We start from the raw sequence: 21,516 nt of genomic DNA, 5'->3' as shown, positions 1-21,516 counted from the left end.
TCGAGCATTACAACGAGAAGCATCCCCATAGCGCGCTGAAATACCGCTCGCCTCGCGAGTTCCGGCGCTCGATGGATTCAGCAACCTTAGTGTGAGGCTGTGTCCGGTATTACAGGGTCAACTCCAGCACCTTTCCTGCGTTGCTTCGGCATCAAACTTGCGGCCTAGCTGAGAAAATTTCTCCCGCAACCGGGCGAATTTCGCACCGGGCTGACTCCGCAGTCCCCGACACGACCTCACACTATGGTTGATGAATGCATTAAGCGCCGAAACTCGCGTGGCGAGCGATATTTCAGCGCGCTACGGGGATGCTTCTCGTTGTAATGCTCGAACGCAATGGCGGGATTCTGCACGGCTACGGCCGCGTCCAACTCCGGCGAAGCGCGCGAATCGAGCCGATGATAGCCTTCGGCGAAATGATCAACGATCGCGCGCTCGACACCGAACGCGTTTCCGGTTGTACCTGTCCTCCGTTGACGAGCCACGCCCAGTGATCCCGGTCCGAATTTTTGGGGTCGAAATGGGTCTCTGAGGGCGGACCAGTTGCACCGGACCAATTTCAACGTGGACAACGCGTGACCGCTAACGCACTTTTTGACTCTCCATCCTCACTTCATATAAACTGCTCGCCATATCGTCTTTTGCGATAAGGCAGAAGGTTGAAATCGACCGCCTTGCCATGAAAATCATGGATACCCCCAATGAGGAACAAGGGACCGCGCTGCTGCAAGAAGCGCCTTTGCGCGAACTCATATCAGCTCGTGTGATCTCTCGCGTGATCGCAGTTGGAAGCACTGGTGGGTTTGTGCTGGAGGTGCATTTCGGTGAACGCAAGGCGCTGCTTGCGAGTTCTCGAGGGGGCGCCAGAACATTCGCATCATTGTCGACCGTTGCGCTACTCATGCAGCGGCTTGGGCAAGCTTGCTTCGAAGTGGATGCATCAGCGTACGTACCTGGACGCGTGCGCGCGCCACAGCCAGAACGTTCAGCCACTATGAGGGCTGGCAAGCTCCCCATGGCCTCGCGTAGTGTCGCAAAGTCATCCAAGTAACTGAGAAATTGCTGACGTGGCACGATAGTTTGGCCACGAATTCGATCTCTCCGCCAAGACAAAGAAGTGCCGTGGAATTAACGCTTAACAAGACTTCGACGGGAGAACTCGAGGAGGCCGCTGCACCGGCGCACGATCACGACTGGCGCCTGCTGCGACCGGAGATCGGCGACGACGGAACGGCGTACTCGTCGCTGCGCCGCTTCGCGCAATTGCCACGCAACGACGCGATCCGCCGCCTAACCGAGTTTGCTCAGTCCCAGCTTACCAAGACGACAACGCAGGCGCTCAAAGCGCGGGTCTCCGCCACACTGCTGCGGGACCTAATGGAAATTGGCTGGGATATCAAGGTTACAGCGCACCACATTTACGTCCGTCCGCAGCGCCACACTGCGGTGGCCGAGCGAAAGAACCAGATCCGACAACAGCTTCTCTACGGACGAAACGACCAACTTGGCGAGGCCTCGCACCGGAAGTTTCTTTTCGCTATGGAGCGGCCGTCGAAGTATTCGTCATGTCGTCCCATCACGGACCTGATCGCAGACGGTCGCCGCTTGGCAGAACAGCTTGCACCCGTGGCAGCGCTGTCACGCGAACAGCGACCCGCTGCGTTGCGAGCGATCTGCAGGCCATATCTTCAGCTCGTCAGCGACGAACGAGATGCCTTCACCAACATTAGACTGATCGATATCTGGCGCTACTTTCGTCACAGCTGGAGCACGAGGTACCGGTCTTCGCCGGGCCGCAATCTGTTCTACCTCGTGCGCGACGCTGCCCAGCCCAATCACCCAGTCATCGGTATTACGGCGCTGGGCAACACGGTCATGCAATTGACTCCGCGAGACCAGCGACTTGGCTGGACCCTCGACGGACTACTCGCGCTGTGTCGCGCAGGCGAAGTGAGCGAGCAAGAGATCCTGCGGGCGTTTCGTGAGCGGTTGGAGGAGGACTTTGAGCAGATCTACCGAGAAGACCTACCCGTCGAGCACCGAATTGATCACAGCGTCGACGACGAAACGCTCAGTAGGCTGGCCATCATCGAACAGGACGCGAATCAGGATCGCGAGGATGCCTTGCGTGCGGACGACACCGCCGCCGCCACGCGCAAGGTAGAAGACCTCACCCCAGAACGACTTCTCAAGTTCACGAAGACACCGCTCTACCGCGCTAAGCGTGCAAGGGCAATCCGCGAGATCCTGCGAGCATACCGCACCCTGGCCACCTGGCATTGTGGCATCGAAGAACTGGCCTCGACAGACTACGGCGTTTGGGCACTGAACACTGCGATCAAGCAGCTTAAGAAGCGCTTTTCTGCGACCAGCATGATGGAACTCACCGTGTGCGGAGCCGTGGCGCCCTACAACCATCTACTGGGCGGCAAACTCGTTTGCCTGATGATGGCCAGCCCGCGGGTAGTGAGAGACTACCGGGATCGATATGCAGGAACCGTCAGCGTGATTGCCAGCCAGATGGCAGGGCGACCCGTCACCAAGGAGCCGTCACTAGTGTTCCTCGGGACGACCTCTCTCTACACCGACCACTCCTCGCAGTACAACAGGGTCAAACTTCCGCCTGGCACCATTGAAGGACAGGGCGCCGGAATTGAATACCTGCACTTTGGCCGTACGGAAGGCTTCGGATCCCCGAACCTCTCCGCCGAAACAGAACTCGGACTCGCGATGATTGCGGAGGCGAGCAACGGCTATCGCAACGTGAACTTCGTGTTTGGAGAGGGGCAGAGTCCGAAACTCCGGCAATTGCGCGAAGGATTTGCCGCGCTTGGCCTGAATCGGACGAACCTACTAGAGCACGGCGCGCCACGTATCATCTACGGAGTGCCGCTAGCCCGTAACTTCAAACGACACCTGCTCGGCATCGATGCCTCGCCGGACTATTGCATCGATCCATCTTCCGACCAAGCAGAAGTCTCGATTGCTGACTACTGGATTGGCCGGTGGCTGGCATCGCGGCTCGACCACGCTCCAGCATTGCAGGCCGTCTCGCGATCAACGCCGCTGACGGAGCGGGTCAGTCGGCTCATTCCCGAGCGTGAGACCGCAACGTCTCCACAACAAACTCTCGCCTTCAAGGCGGCTACCGGAGAGAGGTACGACATGGCAGACGGGGTCAAGTCGGATGAGCGCTTGGAGTTCATCCGATTGCTCTATCGAAACGAGAGTGCCTTCAGCGACCACGTTCCGCTCGCAAGGCTTAAAGAACTCAATATCAAGACGAGCCTCGAGGACGTCGTGCGAAAGATAGTGCGCGCAGGCGGCTCGGTCGTGATCACGGGAAATGCTGGCGACGGCAAGACTCACGCCATCTCTCTAATGAAGAAGGAGTTGAGAGAGGCTGAGGTGGTTACTGACGCCAGTGAGATGTCGTCGGACGAGATCGTTGCTCGATGGCAAACTGCGAGGGATGCAGATAAGCCGTTTTGCATTGCGATCAATGAGGGGCCGCTTGTCGACTTAATCCGCGAACACCGCTCACAGCATCCTTGGCTGGACGGGATTCGCGAGCAACTCATGCGGCTGCTGGTCTACAGGCCCCTGGAAGCGGCGACGGACGATCGAGGAGAAAGCTGGAAGCCGCAGGCCGGTCAGACCGTCGTGTTGGACTTGAGTCTGCGGAGGGTTCTATCCGCGGATCTGATCGCGGCGATCATTGAGAAACTGACGGACGAACAGTGGTACCAAGGCTGCGCCGGATGCATTGCGCGCGAACAATGCGCAGTGACCTATAACCGGTCGATGTTGAGGTCAGAGCGGCCGAAGCAGCGAATGGTGCAGATGCTGTCTAGCCTCGGAAAGTCCGGCGCAAAGGTGACATTCCGTGAAGCCCTTGCCTACGTCTCGTACACGATCTTCGCAGGCAAGACGTGCGCAGAACTTACCGAGATCGGCACCGGAGAAGAAGCCCGGTACTACTGGAATGCGTTCGAAGGGGAAGGAGCCATCTTCGACCTGCTTGACAAGGGCATTGATCCCATGAAGCAGACCAACCCTCGCGTGGACGAAGACCTGTGGCGAGGTCGATTCCAGCCCCGAAACTTCACGGGAAGTGGCGTGCTCCCGATCGAGCAGCGAAACCTCGACGAACTGGCAGAGCGGGAGAACCGCAACCTCGCTGACGACTTCACCGCTTTGAAGCGGCGGTGGTACTTCGAACACGATGCCGGCGAACTACTCGAGTTCTCCGATGCGAGTAGGCTGTTTACAGAACTGCAGAACACCTCGACCGCCATGGCGATCAGGCTTGGTCGCCTGATCAGTTTGATCAACAGGTGGTGGAACCGGAGTGGTGAGGCCAAGCAAGAAACCCTGCGGCTCTGGACCCGGCTGTCGTACCAACCAAGGGCCCGCAGCCACGCCATGGTCTCCGGGCAAACGGTGAATCGGAACAAACTGCGGCTGTATCGCCCGGAACTTGCGCCCGTTCTGAAGCGAGCCTTCGGCGAGCAGCCGGTGAGCCACCTTCTGTTGGCATCGAGCGAGGATCCGAGATTTGCGAGGCTGGTGATCGACACCTCGCTTCTGCAAGGCCTACTCCACAGCTCTTTCGCCGACGGCCAAAGCGAGATCAGTCGGCGCCTCGGCCAGTTCAACGATGCGCTAGCGCCCTATGGCGACAATAACGCCGACGTCCGCACGATTGAGGTGTTGGACCCGCAGAGCGAACTGCGGACCAGTGTGGTCGTTGACGTCGTTAATCGACGGTACGACTCGGCGGAGTGAGTTTCATGAGCAAGCAACTGCGGAAACCGATCACTGAGGAATTGCATCGGCGCCATGGCTACAAGGTCATGGAGGTGAAGATCAAGCCGGTGCATATCGCTAACGCGCTCATGCGGACTGAGCATCAATGCGCCGGCCGCATGCCTGTCCTCGAGCAACTTTTCGAGGCAACGCTGCCGAAGAACAGCATCGACAAGCGGGTGGCCGCGGTTCAGTCGATGCTTGAATCACAGCGCGACCGTTGGGGGGCGCTCGGCCAGGCGCAGGACATCAAGTCCTCGCCGTTGATGACCAAGGTCCTTCCGCTGATCCGCACTCTCTTGGGTGCAGACGGAGCGGCATTCGGCTCATCACCTCAGTTGTCGTCGTTCTCGTCGCCCACGGCGCTGACGGTGACCGGCGATCCGTCAGACGACGGCGCCGGAGCTTTCATCCACGCATTGTGGGGCGGCAGAGAAGGCGCGGACCGATTGCCGATTCTCGACCTTCTGGCCGAATTGACCTCTCCGGACAAGGCGCCGGAGAAGATGGATGACCTTTCCGCGTTGCTTGTACCGCTCGTCGACTCGACGCGGCCGCGGGCGGCCCACGCATTTTCCGCACAGGACATGTCGGAGGGCTTCTCGCCGATCGAACAGGAACTGAGAGCGGCAGCGCGATCTCTCTGTGCATACGAGACCAAGCTCAGGCCGAATCCCATCTCCAGTCTGCAGCGAATTGTCGTTCTGGCCGCACTGTCGGTCTTCAGGCATGGAGCGACTCGGGCACAGGAACGCGCTGGTGGTCCGCGACGCCTACTGCTGCTGGACGCTTCAAGCGACCACTATTCCGACATCGCTCGTGCCAGTACGGGCTGCGTGGCCCGCCTGATCGGCGATGCGTGCAGTTATATGGCCTCGGTTATTAACGATTTGCTGGAGCAGCAACTGCCTGACTGGCCTCGGAGCCCATTGGCAGCGGTGAACGGGCTTCTTGAAAGTGCCCAGCACGCGCCACTCGATGATCGCTCGCAACTCGCGGAGCGCATTCGGGAGATCACAGCGGACTTCGAGGATCCGGAGGATGTTCGCAAGGAGGTGGCCGACGAGTTGCTTGGCCAGGTCGAAGGAAATCAGCGGCAGGGGCTTGACGGCTATCTGCGACTGCTGGGCATTCGAGCCGGCTTCCTCTATCCCACGCAGAAGAATCCCAACAAGCGCCTGAACCCTGCCGACAGGACTTTGGAAGTGCTCGTGGCTTCGACTGTTGACGCCACGCAGCCTCCGGTCGAGTACCGCGATTTCCTAGAGATGCTGAGGCGACGGTGGGCAATCGTGGTCGGTGGCCGCGCCGAGGACGCGGCAGATCTTGACGCATACATGGGAGTGAAAGTGCCAGTACGCGCTCTGCGCGACAACAGCGATCGCTTCCTTGATCGGTTGGAGTCTTTGGGCTTGGCGAGCCGCCTGGCCGACAGCGTCGCGGTTGTTGGTCTTTTGGAGGCTACTCATGAGTGATACGCGCAGTGACGTGCAGAAGCGCATTGCCAACTTGATGTTGGTCGAGTTCGAAGCGGCGGTGGCCGAAGACGAATTCGGTGTGGTTGTGCAGGACACGGCTTCCTTCGACCATCAGCATCTGCTGGCCAGCCTACCGGATATCTTGAATCGCACGAAGGGACGCCTTCGGCTGACGTTGGTCGGAAGGCATGACGACGTGACCACCTTCAAGGAGACCTATCCCAAGTATGGCGAACTCGTCGCATCCGACGAAGAGTCCGCCGTGCAGTGGCGCAATCAGAAGAAGAAGACCATCATCGTTGTTGCCGATGGCCCTCTGAGCAAGCAAGGTTCCCTCAAGGACTTCACCACATTGGGGGAAAACAAGTTGATCCGCCGCCTTTGCGATGAGGAGCGGGATAGAGCGCAGGTCACCTCGCTGCGTACCATATGGGACGCGCTGAAGTCCTCTCGCGGCCCAGCCTTGTCCCTAGATGCCATCGCCGCATTCGCAGCATCACTCCAGCAGATTCCAACGCTACAGCGCTCGGTGCAGGCTCCGGCGTTCCTGTATGCCCTCGGTCTGTTTCCCGACACGCACCTCGCCGATGAATCGACGGAGGCACGGGTCATTAGGCGACTGAAGACCAACGCCGATAGCCTCAACATGGTGATCAATGCGACTCCCGAAGACTGGGAGCGCATGAAAACCTTCTGCCGCCATCTTCCAACCAAAGAGAAGGTCCGGTTCAATGCGATCAGGAAGCGATTGCAGGCGGTCAGCCAACGCACTTCGAAGGATCTTCAGGATATCGAGTTGGCCGATGTCCAGACACTCTGGAAAGGAAAACTGGCGCCAACGCAGGGCGACGGCGACCTGTGCGGCTCCATCAAGGACGGTGGCAAGGTACCGGTCGAGTCGGTTGTAGCGGAACTGCTGCTCGATGGTGGCACAGAGCAACTTGCCGACCTTGCCGAGCGTGTTGAACAACTCGCAGACCAGGCCGAAAACGATCAGACGAGCGGCGACGATGAGCCTCTGATGACACCCGATGTTGCAGGCGGCGGGGCAACGTCCGCAGTTCAACCTGTGACGAACGTCAGTTCGGAGGTCATCGCGCTCGCCAAGTCCCGGTCCACCTCTACCGAGTGGGGCGGCGTGATCGACGTCGAGTCGGACAGGATCGATGCGCTGACAGAGGTGTCTGCATTCAAGGCGTGGATGCCCTTCCTCTTCCAGGAGTTCAAGGAACTACTAGCGCGCTTTGTCGAAGCCGACCTCTCGCCGGCGGTGTGCCTGGAGCACGCAGACCAGCTTGCCGCGACCAGATCGGCGCTTCTACGGCACATCGCGGAGTTGACGGTTTCCCCGGTAACGGTGCTGGCCGGGCGACCCGAGGTCTTTGCCGCAGCTGAGGACTATCTGAAGGCATACGACCAACTCTTGCTGCAGTTGCAGGCTGCCTTTCAGGAAATGTACGCGCAGGCCGGCGACGAGGCAGAAGCACTCGTGCACTGGTTGTTGTCGATGGAACTGTACGTCTATCGTCGCGATGACGTTACTGAGGTACTGCTCTCCCCGGTCCATCCTTTGAATCTGTGGCGCAGCGTCGCAATTGTCCGGGACCTGCAAACGCTAGGCAGCAAACTCTCCGCGACTGAACGTCAAACCCTGGTAGCAGCTTCGGCTGAGGATCTTCAACTGCTGAACGTGCTCGTCCTGCCGCACATCCCCGGACTCAATGGACAAGCTTCGTTGCTCGGGCATGCAGGCGCTATCGCACACCTGCCGCTGTTCAAGGAGGCTCCGCGCGGCGTGCTCGAACCCGACGGCGTCAAGAGCATCTCGGTTCTCGCAACGCTCGTGGCACATCTGCGTCCATTCGCCCGGCCGGGGTTGCAGGTCGTGCTAGTGAATGCACCGCGTCCGGGACGTTTCTTAGAGGCCGTGCTGGACGAACTGGACCTGGACAACGCCAAGACCGAGGACCGATTCTGGGGTGTGCACTTCCGGTTCCGGTACACCTCCGACGACACACGTGGTTGGACTACGGAGATGGAGGACGTGGACGACCAGGTCAAGGACCGTATCAGGGCTGGGCAGGAGCGCGGACTTATCAGCGTATCTGTCGATCCTGAGATCAAGAAGTGGCCCGAGTTGATCGATGAGGTGCGCACGCTACCCGCGCATCTGACAGTCGTGTTCGACCCCTTCGAGGTCAGAACTGCCTTGGTGTCACGTGCCGGTTTGCATGCACTTAGCCCCTGGATGCCGAGTCGCGAGTACCGCTACAACAAGTTGAAGAAGCAGATCATGATCGTGCCAGTCGCGGAAGAGGAAGTCTTCGCGACGTACTTCTCCACGGCGACGCTCGTCCACCGTGAGTTGAAGCAGAGCACCGCGACTCATCAACCGCAAGTGGCTTCGGTGAAGAGTTGGCTTGACCAACTCGCTGACCTAAGCACGTGGACCGTTGTAGCCGACCCGCACCGCGTTCTTGTCCCTCGACTTGGAGAAGCGGAGGTGATTGACCGGCGCGTCGAGAATGCTCGACAAATCACGACCTTCGGTCGGGATCTCAGTCCGTTCGTGCGGCAACTCGACCAACAACTTCGCAAGACGCACTTCGTAGCCGATCCTGCTACCCTGGAGGAACTCATCCGCGATCTCGTCGCGATGGAGCCGAACGGCATCTTGGGATTGGTGGGTGGCGATAAGGGCAAGCATGTGAAGGGCGCGCTTGGAAAGCTTATCGCGATGCGCTGGTATCGGCACATGGAACCCAGTGGGCTCGCGGTCAGCCTCGACACTCAGAACGCGCGTCGGTGGCTGAGCGCTGGCGCCCACTCGAACGAGAAGGCTGACCTTATCGGCCTTCGCGAAGATGCTGGAGAGTTGGTCATCGATGTAATCGAGGTGAAGACCCACGATGAGAACGTGCCGTACTCGATACAAGGGGACTTCGTAACCGGGCACGCGGTGGATCAGGTACTGGCCACCATGCATGCGCTGGCGGAGATCTTCGGAGGCACGAATCTCACGCCACTGGCCAAGCCGCGTCGCGAGGTTGTACGCGAACACCTGTACACGGCGTTACTTCGTGATCTCGATCCACAGTACATCGAACGCTGGCATGCGCTGCTGCAGGATCTGTTCGCCGGGGCGATCAAGGTTCGTCTCAGCGGGCGTCTGGTTCACGTGCAACTCGCCAGTGTGGCCACAACGCCATCGGTGGTTAAGAAAAGCCGTACAGGCGTTCCGATTCAGATCAACACTCTTGCAGCGACAGATGTCGGCCTGGTACTGACCGCGAGTAAGAAGGTGAAGGGGGAGGTCCCATTTGCTGGCTCAGAGAGCGTTGCGGGAGCGGACACGCTGGATCCTGCGCGCGTCTTCGAACTGCTCAATTCGGCGGGAGAGGCTGGCGGACCGCAGGCTCCGGCTGAGGAAGCGCAAGAGGAGTCTTCGGCGAAGTCTAATGCGGCGCCAAGCGCAGATCCGAATGCCGGTTTGCGAAGGAGTTCCAAGTCAGCAAAGGCCGAGCGCTCCCTCGCCTCGCCTGGCGGCGAGCAAGCGGCTACGGGATTGCTAGAGGTCAGCCTTGGCCAGGAAACGAACACGAAGCAGCCCGTCGCGTGGGCACCAGGAAAGCAGAGTAACGGCTTCTTCCTCATCCTTGGCGCCTCCGGGTCAGGCAAAACCGAGACACTCAAAGTGCTGGGCAAAGGCATCGCGGACTATGGCGTGCCGGTGCTTGTGCTCGACTTCCATGGGGATGTTCAGTTTCCGGGCTTGCGATCCGTTCTGCTGTCATCTGGAACATCCAGCACCACTGGCGTGAACCCGATGGAACTCGATTCGCAGAGTGCCGAGGAGACAGGTCTGTACGATCAGCGCAAAGTGATTCGGGATATGATCCGCAACGCGGTGCCCGCACTGGGGCACCGTCAAGGCGCAATCCTGCGGGATGCGATCGAAGAGGCCTACGTCAGCGCAGGCTTCAACGACTCCGATCCAGCGACCTGGAGGAACACGCCCCCCACGTTCGCCGACGTGCAGGAGATCCTGGCGGACTGGGCGGATGATGACTCCCGGAAGAGTCAGCGCACGTCCATCGAAGGTTGCCTGGCCGCGGTGCAGGAAATCTTCGAGCATCCGATTTTCCAGCGACGTGAGCATGTCTCTGTCGACGAGATCTTGAGCAGAAATGTGAGACTCGATCTGAGCAAACTTACGGACGAGGTACGCTACATTACTGCAGAGACGCTGCTCCGCAAGATCTTCCGGGTGCTACGCCTCATGGGACCGATTCCCGTGCAGCCGGTCGATGATCGTCAGCGCTTCAGGCTGTTCGTTGTTATTGATGAAGCAAAGATTCTCAGCACGGGCGGCGGCGACCCGGACTCTCCAGAGCGCATCCTCAATCAACTCTTCACCGAGGCTCGGAAGTTCGGTCTGGGCATGGTGTTGGCATCTCAAATGAGCGATCACTTCGGATCCGAGGTGAAGGCCAATGCGGCCAGTTGGCTCGTGTTGAAGCCGATGGACGTTAAGGAGGCGAAAAAGAATGCCCCGAACGTGCATATGGAACCAGATGCCCTCACATCATTGCGGGGAAAAGGTGACGGCTATCTCCGGGACCGTTCGTCACCGAAAGCCAGACGCATACAGGTGCAGGCGCTGCCCTCTAACGATCAGAAGAAGTAATCCGCGTGCAGAGGCGACGTGATAGTTACGACGCGGATTCGTCTCTCGGACCCGTTTGAGGATGACCTCAGAAATAGCAAGCCGCGCCAGACTTTGGATGAATGCGGACCATTGCCTCTTCCTTGCAGTGCGCTTCATGCCGGGCGAATTAACGCCAGAAGCGTTCTGCGCATCCAAGGCAACCTCCCTTCTTACAGATGAAGGGAGGTAATTTTCTGCTTCGCCGGCTACATCGCTGCCGATCTGATCTCGAAGGCTCACTCGCTAATCTTGACGCACAAGGCTGACGCGATAGCCCGGCTTCCGCGCCATTTAACTTGATGATCCGGTACTCCATACCACTAGCTACCGTGATCTACTATGCGAAACCCTTCGCGTCAGGACCGCGGTATTGTTGGCCTAGTAGAGGCTGATTGGCACCCTAAACAATCATCGCACACCGCCTGGTTGAACTGCGAGCACTTCGCCGCGATTAGTTGTGTGATCACTGTCCGCCTGACGCAGGCGGACGCACGCTCCGCGTTGCGGGCATGGTTCAGCGCCGCGTGCCGTGCAGGCCGCATGTAACTCGGAAACCGACTGGTTTTTCCTGCTGGATCTCCTGGGCTCGCCGCGACCGACGAATCTGGCTGACCGATACTATGATCTGCGATCACTGGTCGACACGACAATCTACGACCGGACAGTGGCCGCGTACTATGAGACTGACGCCCGCCAGCACCACGCGTTGGCCGATGCGCACGCGTATCGCCGAGGCTGGCATGGATGGATAATCGGAGGAAACGGTAACCGTGGCACTCGACCAAAAACGACGATCACTGTTTAGCGTTCAGGTTTACGTGCCGCCAGTTTCGCGGCGCTTTTGCGGGATATTCCATGAACTGCGATGACGAAGCCTTCCCCATCACACGGATTTCCTTGTGCGATCAAGTGCAGCATTGCGGAAGCGTCCCGTGCTGTTTCGTGATTCGCTTGGCACCGTGCCGGTGATCGAGCGCGATGGCCGCGCGTTCGCCGTGCGCCTGGCCGACATCCCCGAACCCCACCGTACCGCGTTTGCGGCAGCACTACGGGGATCGCAGGTGCCCGTCCTTGAGGGCGAGGGTGATCTCGCGTATGCCTGGTACTTTGCGGATTGGGTTTGCGGAACTCCGAGGTGATTATGAACCATAGGATGCTTTCGCTCACACATCCAGTCCCGGCGCGCTACTATGCTGTCGATACGCGCGCGCAGGCTCGCATGCGACAAATCTGAAAGGCCGACGCCGGCCAGGATCTAAAAGAAAAGAACAACGGGGATATTGTTCATGACTTTAAGTTGGGGACTGCTCGGCCCGGGCGTACTGACGGTCGAGAGGCGTGTGCGAACACTCGGCGTGTCCGCGTCCGTGCGACATTTCAATGAACTGGCCGTGCCGGGTCTGGGCGGCGTGTGGTTCGGCAAGCAGGTGATGCTTGCCACGCTCGGCGTGATGGTCGCGCAGGGCGTGCGCGCGCAACGGCGTCAACTCACTAATATTGAAACGGCGAATGCCATCGAGGCGCTCGCGTGCTGGCTCGGTTTCAGGCGCAATGACTGGCAGGCGGAGCCGAGACTGCGCGGTGTCAACAAGATGCGCGGTGTGAAGCAAGACACGCTCAGCTTTCGCCGCTTGCGCGAGCAGAAGTTTTATGTGACGCAGCCGATGCGCATGTCGACCGTGGAGGCACTGCCCTCACTCGGTCTCGTCAATGCCACAGGCACGCGTTTCAACACATTCGCGTGCACCGAGGCGGGCGACGCGTTCATCGCGGCGGCGTGCGCTCACGCACATCCGAACCGCCGCACTGTGGCCGATCATCTGATCGACTGGACCTCGGACGCCAGGCCGATCGGCTCTCTCGACAAACTCGGCAGCGTCCTCATACCGACTCTGCCGCTGCCCGAACGTGCTCGCGCATTGCTGACCGAGCGTCTCAGGAGCCGCGGCCGCAACGAGTCCACCTACATGCAGGAGCGCCGCTGCGAAGCACTCGATTGGGTCGAAGCCATTCGCCTCGAGCCTTCAGTGTCGATCGACTGGGATAATCGGCCGGACGAGATCCGAAACGACGCGCATTGGAACGACCTGCGCGCGGGCGCGTTCTTCGCTGTCACCCGCGATGCCGCGCTCGACGTACTCGATGCACTCGAAATGCTGATCGCCAAGAATGACAGGAGCGGCAAGGGCAGTGTCCTGTCGCTGAGCGATGCGCTTCCCGAAGGCGTCGTCGTGAAACTGAACATGCTGCGCAGTGTCGGGGAACGCTTCCTCAACGAGAAGCGCACCGAAACCGAGGCGAACCGCTTCTGTCACGACTGCCTCCTGCCCGACGACAAACACCTCATGCGCGAACTCGTCAAACGCGATGGTCGCGTGCTGCGGCTACGCGGTGGCGACGTCGTGCCCGGGCCGGCATATCAGGCGCGTGAACAGCGCGAAGCCGCTCCGGCGCGTAACGAAGCCGACGCCGAAGCCGCTACGCCCGACTCCTCGATCAACTGGCCGACGGGACTCTCGTTCCGCGTGCGCAACCTGTTCCTACTCAACGCCGACCTGCGCGGCGACCTTGAACGCTGGCTGAATCGCGCGAACGCCGTCGCTCCCACGACTGAAAGCGCGTTGGAGGAGGCCGCATGAGACGCGAAGAGAAACTTCAACCGCCGTCGCTCGCACAATGGTTCGCGGGTCCGGAGGACGCCTGGGTGGGCCGCTTCGGCTGGCTGTGCGGCTATTCCGCGGACGCCGATTTTCTCGATCTCGCCGCCGAAATCTTCACGCGCCAGACCGCTGCGCAGCGCGCGCATGCGGGCGGCATCGCGCTTGGCGTGATGCTCGATCCCGGCAATCCCGCCATTTCGATGCTGGAAGCGCCGGGCGTCGCGCATCTGCCAATTCGAGCCGATATCGAAAAGAAATTTGCGCTGCTGCATGCGAAGGTCGCGCTGCTCGGCTTTCGTCATCGCGACCACGCTGGCGAGTGGATGGTGCGGCTCATCGTGTCGACAGGCAACTGGACACGGCAGACCATCGAGGAAAGTCTGGATCTGGTGTGGTGCGTCGACGTATATTCGCACGACTTGCCCGAAGCGCATTCGCCCAACGAGGAAACGCTGCATCGCTGCGCGGACATCGCGGCAGCGCGCGGCATGCTCGAACGGCTTTCCGTGCTGTTCGACACACGTCTGCTGGACGCCGCTGCGCCCGTGCGCAAGCGCGACACCGGACTTGGCATCGATGATGTATCGGGCTGGATCACTCGGTGCGTCAAACACGCGCCGAACGGCATCGCGCGCTTTGTTCACAACGAGGACAAGTCACTGCTCGACCAGTTGCCCGAACGAATCGCGCAGGCGGGCATCGACGTGGCGAGCAATCGCCTCGCGATGGGCTCGGGCTTTTATGAGAGCACCGTGCAATCGAATGCGGTTCCGACGACGCTCTCCGCGATCGTCGCCAATCTCAAAACCAACAAGCTGCTGTCCGCGAATCCGACGGTGGACGTGTTCGTCAATCCGCTCGCGTGTCAGGCAGTCGCGCAAAGCGCCAAAGCGATGGTTGAGGCCAACATGACGATCCGTGCGGCCGCACAACCGCGCACGATTTTCGGCGATGGCCGGGCGCGCGCCCTGCACGCGAAATTTCTGCTCGGCTACAAGGCGCGCAGCGATTCGCCGTATTGCCTGAGCGCGTGGGTCTATCTCGGCTCAGGCAACCTGACCGAACCGGGCTTTCAGCGCGCCGCGCGACAAGGCGGCAATCTCGAAGCGGGCGTCGTGTTCTCCACGTCCGATTTGATTTGGACGCGCGAGCAGGAATTCGAGCCGCATCATTTTGTCGAGAACGTGCTGCCGGTACATCGGCGGGACATACTCGAACCCGACTCACTGAATGCGGGCGGCGACATGCCCGAGCGCGAGGACGTTTATCTTGCCGCGCCGGTGGCCTGGCTCGCGTGGCATCCGATCGGCGACGACAGCGGCGAACTCGCTGCCAGCGACGACGCTCAGGGCGCGTTCGACGTGATCGGCATGTCGGGCGAGGCCTGCGCGCGCAAGAGCGGCGCGTACATATTCCTCTGGCACGGGCCGCGACCGCGCGTCGTCACCGTGCGCTGGCAAGCGGGCGATCACGTCGCAGTCACGGACGTGCCGGTGGTCGACGAGTTCGGCCGTGTCGCAGCGGCGGCGCTGCCCGCCCTCGAATTGGAGGAGGCGTGGTGGCAACTCGCCAACTTCCCGCAGCCGCCCGGCGACGACGTCGATGGCGGCGAAGCCGACGTCGACGGGACCCCCAACCCGGCGGCGCCGCGCGGCGAGCATTCACGCGCGCGCTATGCCGTGCGCGAAATGATGACCTTCATCGAGCGACTGGCGGAACGGCAGACAGCCGTCGCAGAACCGGACTGGAGCGCATGGTGCTGCCGCCTCGAACAGACGCTCGCGCTGCTCGCCGACAGCGACGGCGTGCGCGCCTTCCGCGAGATGCAACTCGATCCGCTCGCAGCGTTGCGCGTCGAATCGTTTCGGCCGACGTATGCCGAACACGGCGAGACGCCACATGGCCAGGTGTACGAAGCGCTGCTCGACCGCATCGGCGAAAGGTGGCAAATGGCGCGAACGGAACCGATCGGAGAGGCATCGTGAAGCAGCATTTCAAGGGCTGGGCAGCGGTCGCAGTCGCGCTCGGCGACATTGCGCAGGAAAGCCGGACCTCGTCCTGGCTTGACGACGGCCAACGCGCGAGTCTCGCGCGCATCGCGGAACACGTTGGGCAGAATGGCGTTCTGGTCGCGGATGAGGTAGGCATGGGCAAGACCCGCATCGCGGCGGCACTCGCGAGCGCGGTGATTCGTGCAGGCGGCCGGGTCGCGATTCTCGTGCCACCCACGTTGCCGTATCAGTGGAAGGCGGAACTCGATGAGGCAGGTATCGCCGACGTGCCCTTGCTGCGCAGCCTGCGCCAGTATATGGACGCATGGTTCGCGGCCAGCGAAGGGCCGGAGCGCCCGTGGTTCGATCACGACGCGGTCGTGATCTCACATACGTTCGCCAATTGGCGCTTCGGCGGCGGCAGCGACACGTGGCGTTGGGCGCTCATGCCCGAGTTGTACGCGCAATGGCATCTGCACACGAACAAGCGCCTCCCCTACGGCTACTCCGCCGACGGTGAAAAGCGCGCGCAGCGCGCACCGCAGGCGGCCGTGGCGGAGTGCATCGCGCGGGCCATGTACGAGTCGCCGTGCGCCATGCCGCGCCGTCTGGCTGATGCACTGTTCGGCCCCATCACCGATTGGCGGCGCACCTGCCACGCCGACGCCTATCGCAGCGACGGGTCGATGCGCGGTGCGCTCGAAGGCGCGATCGGACTTGGCCTCGGCGTCTTCGATCTGGTCATTCTCGATGAAGCGCACAAGAGCCGCGGCGAACAGTCGGTGCTGTCGTCGCTGTTTGGGCGCGTCATCCAGCGCAACGCGAACGCCCGCTGCCTCGCGCTAAGCGCGACACCCGTCGAACTGAGCGTGCAGGACTGGAAATCGACGCTCGCGCGTCTGGACGTGGCTTCTTCCGAGATCGACGCGCGCATCGACGCATACGCGCGCGCGGTCGAGCACGTGCGTGAAACGCCAATGGACCGGCCCACGCGTGACGTGTACAAACGTGCAGCGCGGGCGTTCGAGGACGCGCTCGCGCCATATCTGCTCAGGCGCGACAAACGCGAGGATCGGCACGTCAGCGACTTCGAACGGCACACAGGCGAGCCGCATCATGCGTATCGCGAGGTGAAGGAAATTTTCGTGGAGACAACTGGGCTTCCACTGCCGTGGCGTCGCGCGGTGTGCGCGGCGGAATCACTATCGCTAACCACGCGGCGCGCCGAGGACGAGCGGGCGAACCGCTTGTATCTGACCTTTGCGAATGGCCACGGTATCGCGGGCTGGCTTCGGCAGACCGAGCAGGACGAGATCGTAGACGAGGCGACGCTGCCGTCAACGGACGACGGCGCTGATCCGTCCGATGCCATCACCGACAAGCGTAAGCAACGCGCCGCGTGGTGGAAAGGCGTGCTTGGCGCGGCGTTCCGCGATGCCGACTCGCATCCGCTTTTCGATCATCCGGCTATTCTCGAGGCCGTCAAGGAGATCGAGAAGGTGTGCGACCGGGACGAGAAAGTGCTCGTATTTGGGCGCTTCACCGCGCCGCTGCGCGCGCTGACCGAACTGCTGAACGCGCGCTCGATGCTCAAGAGCCTTGACGCGGGCCGTCCGTGGCCGCAGGCGACGCTGTCGGACAGTGAATGGACCGCGGTGCAAGCGGCTCACCGACAACTCGGGCGTACGGAGGATCTTGCCTACGAGACGCTCAAGAGCCGCCTCGCGGATCAATATCGGCAGATTGAGAATCAGCGGCGTTCGTTCCGCACGCGGCTCATCAAACAATTGGGCGAAGGTCTCGGCGCTGTGCCAAAGCACGCGCTCGCGCTGCGTCTCTTCGACGCATTCCAGCGCTCGGTCACCGCTGCCGAAGAGAGCGACGAAGCCTCGCCGCTCGCGCAGGTCGCACGCACGTTGCAAGAGTTGCTGAACGCGGCAGACGCGCCCGTCGAGCCAGCGGCGATCGCGAGCGCGTTCATCGAGTTCGTGGACGCATCGGTTGATCGTGGCGAGCAAGTTGACGACACCGACGCCGACGAACAGGATGCGATGCCGCTGTGGAAGCGCATCACGGGCGAACTCAAAGTGCCGCAGGGCGGCTTCGCGCGCCTGATGAACGGCGACACCGCGCAGCGCACGCGCCGTTTGCTGCAACTCGCGTTCAACCGCGATCACAGTTTTCCACGGGTGCTGGTTGCGCAATCGATGGTCGGGCGAGAAGGGCTGAATCTGCATAAGGCTTGCAAGACGGTCGTGCTGCTGCATCACGAATGGAATCCTGGCGTGGTCGAACAGCAGATCGGGCGCGTCGACCGCATCGGCAGTCTGTGGCAGAAGTCGCTCGACAAGGCCATTGCCGAGGCGGCCGGGGCTGCAGGCATGCCACGCATCGTCGTGCGTCCGGTGATCTTCACCGGTACCTACGACGAGTGGAATTGGGATGTGTTGCGCACGCGCTGGGACGATCTGCGCGCGCAACTGCACGGTGTAGTGATCTCCCCGCGCATGGCACAGGAAGCAGGCATTCCGCAGTCGATTGTCGACGAGATCAACCAGGCCGCGCCGAACTTTCGGCCGCTGGGCCTTTTCGGGCCATTCATTCAACACAACGCATGAAAATGGAACCATCTTCGTTAAAGACCACTGCGACGTCGAACCCGAGCGTGCCCGCGCCCGGGCACCGCGAATTGCGCGAGCGACGCATCGACGAACTGCTCGAAAGCTGCCGCACGCAGACGCTCGCGCAACTCATCGGCCCATTCGGTCTCGCGCCCGCCATGTTCGACGACAAGCAAGGCGGCAACGTCACCACGACGCACAACTTTGAGAAGGGCATCACGGCAACCGCCAAGGACGCAGTGCGGCACGAGGACTGGGTGCATGCGCAGACGAACTCCATTGACCGCACGGCGTACGACAAGGACTTGCCGCGCATGCGCAAGGAACTGCTCCAAAAGCAGGAGCCTATCATCAGCGCAGCGACGGGAAAGGAGCTACCGCGCGACGGCCGGATGCACCTTGACCACAGCAAGTCGGTAGCAACTATCGAACGCGATAGCCGCGCCAATCTGTATATGGACAAGGCCGAGCGCGTCCAAATGGCGAATGCGCCGGAAAACCTGCGGCCCGTCGAGGCGCCTATAAATCAATCGATGGGCGATAAGGATAAGATCGAGTGGGCCAACAGCGAGCGCAGGAAAACGCCCGGGCAGACGAACGCCGAATCGTTCGGAATCGACATGGGCCGGCTCGAAGATGCGCATCGCACCGCAGAGCGACATTTCGAGATCGAACGACTCAAGGCGCAGGCGAAGAAGCAGAGCGCCGAATTGCTGTCCACGAGCGTCAGCGAAGCGGGTCGGAATGCGTTGCGTCAAGCGATGGGCGTGCTACTGCACGAGTTCGTCAACAGCAGCTACGTGGAAGTGAGCGCGATCGTGCGTTCGTCCGCGCCGGCCGAGAATCTCGTCGATCGCGTCACGCAGGCGCTGGAGCGCACGGTGCAGCGCGTTTCCAGGAGGATGCACGACGCGTTCGCTGCACTTGTCGATGGCGGCGTGCAGGGCCTCGTGAGCAACGTGCTGACGTTCCTCATCAACAACCTCATCACAACGTCGGCGAAGATCGTCACCATCATCCGCGAAAGCATGAGTGCGCTTTGGCGAGCGTTCAAGCTGGTGTGCTGGCCGCCTGAGGACATGTCAGGCATGGAGGTCGCGCGCGAGGCGACCAAACTGATCTCGGGCGTCATCACAATGAGCGTCGGCATGATGCTCGAGGAATCGGTGAAGGGCCTGCTCGTCGCCATTCCGCTTCTCGCGCCAATCGCGGGCATCGTCGCGCCGGTCGTTACTGGCATTCTCACGGGGCTGATGACTGCGCTCACCGTTTTCGCGATCGATCGCCTTTTCGACTGGCTGTCCGATCCCGGCACCGAGCACCTCGACGCGCAGATCGACTTGCTTGACGCACAGGCCGATGTCGCCAACAAGCTCGGCGATTTCCTTGAACAACAGTACGCGAACTCGCGCCGTTATCAGGACATGCTCGTAACGTACGAGGCGATGGCCCGCGATCTCATGGACACACAGGGGCATTTGCACGACACGATCGAAGCAGGTGCCGCGGCTATCGACGCCGGTGCCGGCACGCTCACTGCGATGCAAGACGGTTTCGAACGCATGAAGCAGGAGGACGACGAACTCCAACGACTGCTTTCCGACTATCGAATCAATGACTGACCATGACCGACCTCATTCACGATTTCGCAAAGATCGAAGTACCACACGACCTGCTTGACCAGATCAATATCAAGGAAGTGCTGTCTGAATTCAGGGCACGCTTTAATCGTCTCGGCGACCTGAAGCGCGCGCGCAACGCGCACGAGGAGCGCAACTGGTTCGCGCGCAAGTGGTATCAGGACGAGATGGACGGCGCGCAACTCGACGCTCAGGAATTGCAGGCTGACTTCGCCAAGAGTCTCGCACAACTGATGGTGATCAGTTTGCTGCAGTCGCAGCGTCTCGAGCAGCAGCAACGGCAGATCGGCTCGCAGCAGGACCAGATCGCGGAGCAGACGCGCGAGATCGAGCAGCAGACGAAGGAAATCAGCACGCAGCAGCACGTGCTCGAGAAGCAAGCAACCGAACTGCGAGATCTCGTGGAAAGGTATTTCGAACTGCGCGGCCTGACGTACGAAGGCGCAAAGAAACTTATTGCGATCGCAGAAGAAGTTAAATCGACGCGCGACGACCTGCTTTCGCGCTTCGCCATATGCATCGACACGATGCGCGCGGAGCAAGCGTCGATGCGCGAAGCGGTGGAAGAAAAGCTCGAGCGGGCGAGCGCCGCGCAGGCCGATGCGATGGAACATGCCGAAGCGCGTACCGTCACTCGCTTCGAGGAGTTCAATGCGCGCCTCGCAGATCTGATGAACCGCGTGCAGACGCAGACCAGCGCGATCTCCGCACGCGAGCAGGTCGTCGCCGCCGAACTGCGCGCGCAGGAAGCGCGCGCGACGGCGCTGGACACATCGACCGCGCGGCTGGAAGCGATGCTTGCGCAGTCGGTGCGCGATATCGAGGCGCTCAGGACGAGTATACGCGAGACACGCGCGCAAGCGGCCTCCGTCGAAGCGAAGCTGTCGGCAATCGCGGAGCATGCGACGCTGCGTGCACGCTGGGGCCTGACCGTGGCTGCGGGCGCGATCTTGATCTCGGTCGGCACGCTCGCGTTGCATTGGGTGCGCTGATCGCCGGACGGGCGCCGCGATCGATGCATCAACGCGGCTCTGTTGCGTAACTCGGCTCGGGGCGAAACTACCCAAACCTCAGACGGATTTATGCCATAGGCGCCGCAGCGACCATATCCGCCGGCCGAACTGGCTGAGGTGGTTGAGCGACGCGGCACGGATTTTCAGCTCGACCACTTGGCGCTCAAACGTGCGGGCAGCCACGCGATCACCCAGGCGTTTGAAGCAGTGCATTTTTGTTTCCACCGAGCTTCGGCGGTGAAAGAGAGTCGAAAAGCGCCGGAGATGATGGTGGCTCAAGTTCGCGAGTCTTTATTGCAAACCGCTCAGGGACCGTGGACATCAGGGCTTTTCACAGCACGCACTGAGTTTCCCGACCAAGCCCGGAGAAGAGCCATTTCCTATTGACGTTGCACTGGAGACGAGTATCTGACGACCGTCTGCTGGAAAAAGTCCCGGTATTCCTTCAATAGCTGTTTGGTATCGCGCGTTGTTGATTTCCACCGAATCTTGACCCACCGTTTTCATCTAAATCTGACCCACCCCGAGACAGCGTAGTACATCTATTCCGGTGTGGATAACTCCTCACTGCCTGCTGCTTTTGCTGCTCTCTTTCT

The 21,516-nt window shown here is 61.0% G+C and carries 9 protein-coding genes and 1 pseudogene; 9 read left to right on the top strand and 1 reads right to left on the bottom strand.

Features of this window, described 5'->3' with window-relative positions:
* Positions 1-1,122 precede the first annotated feature (1,122 nt).
* The 9 genes from KDW55_RS28705 (at position 1,123) to KDW55_RS28665 (ending at position 20,899) form a co-directional block, all read left to right on the top strand.
* A complete protein-coding gene (locus KDW55_RS28705) occupies positions 1,123-4,788 on the top strand; it encodes a Druantia anti-phage system protein DruA (RefSeq protein ID WP_212198146.1) in 3,666 nt (1,221 codons plus the stop codon).
* Positions 4,789-4,793: 5 nt separating this feature from the next.
* The gene (locus KDW55_RS28700; protein ID WP_212198145.1) at positions 4,794-6,284 is read left to right on the top strand and encodes a hypothetical protein; all 1,491 of its coding nucleotides are present in this window, start codon (positions 4,794-4,796) and stop codon (positions 6,282-6,284) included.
* Complete coding sequence (locus KDW55_RS28695) at positions 6,277-10,974, top strand: helicase HerA-like domain-containing protein (RefSeq protein WP_212198144.1); 4,698 nt, start codon at positions 6,277-6,279, stop codon at positions 10,972-10,974. Before KDW55_RS28700 ends, KDW55_RS28695 begins: the two co-directional genes overlap by 8 nt.
* Positions 10,975-11,927: 953 nt before the next feature.
* On the top strand, positions 11,928-12,134 hold the full coding sequence (locus KDW55_RS28690; protein WP_212161729.1) for a hypothetical protein: 207 nt from the start codon (positions 11,928-11,930) through the stop codon (positions 12,132-12,134).
* 147 nt (positions 12,135-12,281) lie between these two features.
* Positions 12,282-13,634, top strand: a complete 1,353-nt coding sequence (locus KDW55_RS28685; protein ID WP_212161728.1) for a hypothetical protein — start codon at positions 12,282-12,284, stop codon at positions 13,632-13,634.
* Complete coding sequence (locus KDW55_RS28680; RefSeq protein ID WP_212161727.1) at positions 13,631-15,640, top strand: hypothetical protein; 2,010 nt, start codon at positions 13,631-13,633, stop codon at positions 15,638-15,640. The genes KDW55_RS28685 and KDW55_RS28680 overlap by 4 nt, the downstream gene beginning before the upstream one ends.
* A complete protein-coding gene (locus KDW55_RS29820) occupies positions 15,637-18,264 on the top strand; it encodes a helicase-related protein (RefSeq protein ID WP_212161726.1) in 2,628 nt (875 codons plus the stop codon). The genes KDW55_RS28680 and KDW55_RS29820 overlap by 4 nt, the downstream gene beginning before the upstream one ends.
* Positions 18,261-19,889 (top strand): hypothetical protein, encoded by a 1,629-nt coding sequence (locus KDW55_RS28670; RefSeq protein ID WP_212161725.1) that lies wholly within the window; start codon positions 18,261-18,263, stop codon positions 19,887-19,889. Before KDW55_RS29820 ends, KDW55_RS28670 begins: the two co-directional genes overlap by 4 nt.
* Before the next feature lie 2 nt (positions 19,890-19,891).
* Positions 19,892-20,899 carry a hypothetical protein gene (locus KDW55_RS28665; protein ID WP_212161723.1) on the top strand — a complete coding sequence of 336 codons (1,008 nt, stop codon included), beginning with the start codon at positions 19,892-19,894 and terminating at the stop codon, positions 20,897-20,899.
* A gap of 88 nt (positions 20,900-20,987) precedes the next feature.
* Here KDW55_RS28665 and KDW55_RS28660 read toward each other — a convergent pair.
* A pseudogene (locus tag KDW55_RS28660) lies at positions 20,988-21,181 on the bottom strand (IS5/IS1182 family transposase); the annotation flags it as partial.
* Positions 21,182-21,516 lie beyond the last annotated feature (335 nt).

This window comes from Burkholderia sp. AU19243 (assembly GCF_018148075.1).
Taxonomy (GTDB): Bacteria; Pseudomonadota; Gammaproteobacteria; order Burkholderiales; family Burkholderiaceae; genus Burkholderia; species Burkholderia latens_A.
The sequence above is the reverse complement of the archived record's forward strand: the minus strand, read 5'-3'. Positions and strand labels throughout refer to the sequence as shown.